We start from the raw sequence: 1,680 nt of genomic DNA, 5'->3' as shown, positions 1-1,680 counted from the left end.
TCGGCTCCATAACCATCTTTGCAACCGTCTGAGCCACGCGGTCAGCTATAGAGGGCACGGTTGCGTCGAACTGCACTTCAGCCCCGTCAGGATTTGGGTTCGGCTGAGATAACCCATCCCTTCCATGTACTTCGTGGTCAGCGATTTGCTGTCCTCAAGGTCAGAAAGGTCTCTGGCGTAGAGACTTTGAGCCTGCGCCACGCCGAGATCGGATCGCTTGCTGTCCCACGCGACTGGACGGACTAGGCGCTTCCAGGTGCTCGGAGCGAGCCTATCAATGGCCAGCAGCCGTTGCTCATTGACGCCCTTGGTCTGCTTGCGCTTGCCGAATTCGCCTCTTCGTTGAAGCACAAGAAATGAGGCTTGACCAATGACTCAGCTTCTGAATCACTCGGACATCAATTCGATTCGGTCCGCAAATGAAGAAGCCTTCTTCCGCGGCCCTGCGAAAGCGCCGCCACCAGCTCTTGCGTGCCCTGCCGCCGATCGAGCAGATTGTGCGCGGGTCGCTCATCGAGACCTACAAGCGCTGCGGCCGACCCAGCTGCCACTGCGTCGACGGACCGGGACACGGCCCCAAGCGTTACCTGTCCACAATCGCTCGAACCGGCGAACGCCCGCGGCTCGGCTATGTGCCGAATGGCGCGTATCCTCAGGTGGCCGAGTTTCTCGCCAACTACCGCAACCTCCAGGAGATGCTCAACGAGATTTGCGCGATCAATGCCGAGCTTCTGCGTCGCCGCGAAAGTCTCGATTAGATGGATCCGGCGGTCGCAGCCCTCGACTTTGCCGAGGCGGGCGCCATCATCGCCAACATGATCGACTCCTATCTCGCTGCAGGCGCTCCGCCGCCCGATGTGGAAGGACCCGATCATGATCAATCCCAAGATTGCCGATCATCATCTCGCGCGGCAGGCCTGCATCTACATCCGTCAGTCGACGATGGGGCAAGTCCGCTTCAATCAAGAGAGCACAGAGCGCCAGTACAACTTGGCGGACCAAGCGAGGTCGCTCGGGTGGACTCCGGAGCAGATCCGGATCCTCGACCGGGATCTCGGTCACTCCGGCGAGCAGGCGACCAATCGCGACGACTTCAAGACGCTGGTCAGCGATGTGGCAATGGGCCAAGTCGGCGCGATCTTCTCTCTGGAAGCCTCGCGCCTGGCCCGCTCGAACAAGGATTGGCATCGCTTGCTGGAGCTGTGCGCGGTGACACGCACATTGGTGTTCGACGGCGATGGCGCTACGATCCGGCGGACTTCAACGACAGCCTTGTGCTTGGCATGAAGGGTACGTTTGCTCAGGCAGAGCTGCACATCATTCGCGCGCGCCTCCACGGAGGCAAACTCAACAAGGCGCAGAAAGGTGAATTGCACTTCCCTCTGCCGGTCGGTTTGGTATTCGACGGCGATAGGATCACCCTCGACCCCGATCAGGAAGTGCAAGGCGCGGTTCGAACAGTCTTCGAACTATTTGAACAAGAGAGCAGCGCCTACGGCGTAGTTAAACGGTTCAATGAACTCGGCCTTGTCTTTCCACGCCGAGCCTATGGCGGCGTCTGGGACGGCAAGCTGATCTGGGGACGACTTACGCATTCACGCGTGCTCGGTGTCCTTGCCAATCCATTGAGCTGGTCCCGGTTGTCTGAACAGAATTTCCGCCTCGATAAGTGGAGCGTCT

3 protein-coding genes and 1 pseudogene are annotated in these 1,680 nt (G+C 59.6%); all 4 read left to right on the top strand.

The annotated features are described in order from the left end of the window. The first annotated feature begins 60 nt into the window (after positions 1 to 60). Positions 61 to 246, top strand: a complete 186-nt coding sequence (locus CQ13_RS47090) for a DUF5372 family protein (protein ID WP_197427317.1) — start codon at positions 61 to 63, stop codon at positions 244 to 246. Positions 247 to 419: 173 nt separating this feature from the next. Beyond that, a complete protein-coding gene (locus CQ13_RS12220; RefSeq protein WP_057843143.1) occupies positions 420 to 758 on the top strand; it encodes a DUF6788 family protein in 339 nt (112 codons plus the stop codon). 115 nt (positions 759 to 873) lie between these two features. Next, the gene (locus CQ13_RS44365; protein ID WP_197427316.1) at positions 874 to 1,287 is read left to right on the top strand and encodes a recombinase family protein; all 414 of its coding nucleotides are present in this window, start codon (positions 874 to 876) and stop codon (positions 1,285 to 1,287) included. After that, a pseudogene (locus tag CQ13_RS44360) lies at positions 1,284 to 1,680 on the top strand (recombinase family protein); the annotation flags it as partial. The gene CQ13_RS44365 and the pseudogene CQ13_RS44360, both read left to right, overlap by 4 nt.

The organism is Bradyrhizobium retamae (genome assembly GCF_001440415.1).
GTDB lineage: Bacteria > Pseudomonadota > Alphaproteobacteria > Rhizobiales > Xanthobacteraceae > Bradyrhizobium > Bradyrhizobium retamae.
The sequence above is the reverse complement of the archived record's forward strand: the minus strand, read 5'-3'. Positions and strand labels throughout refer to the sequence as shown.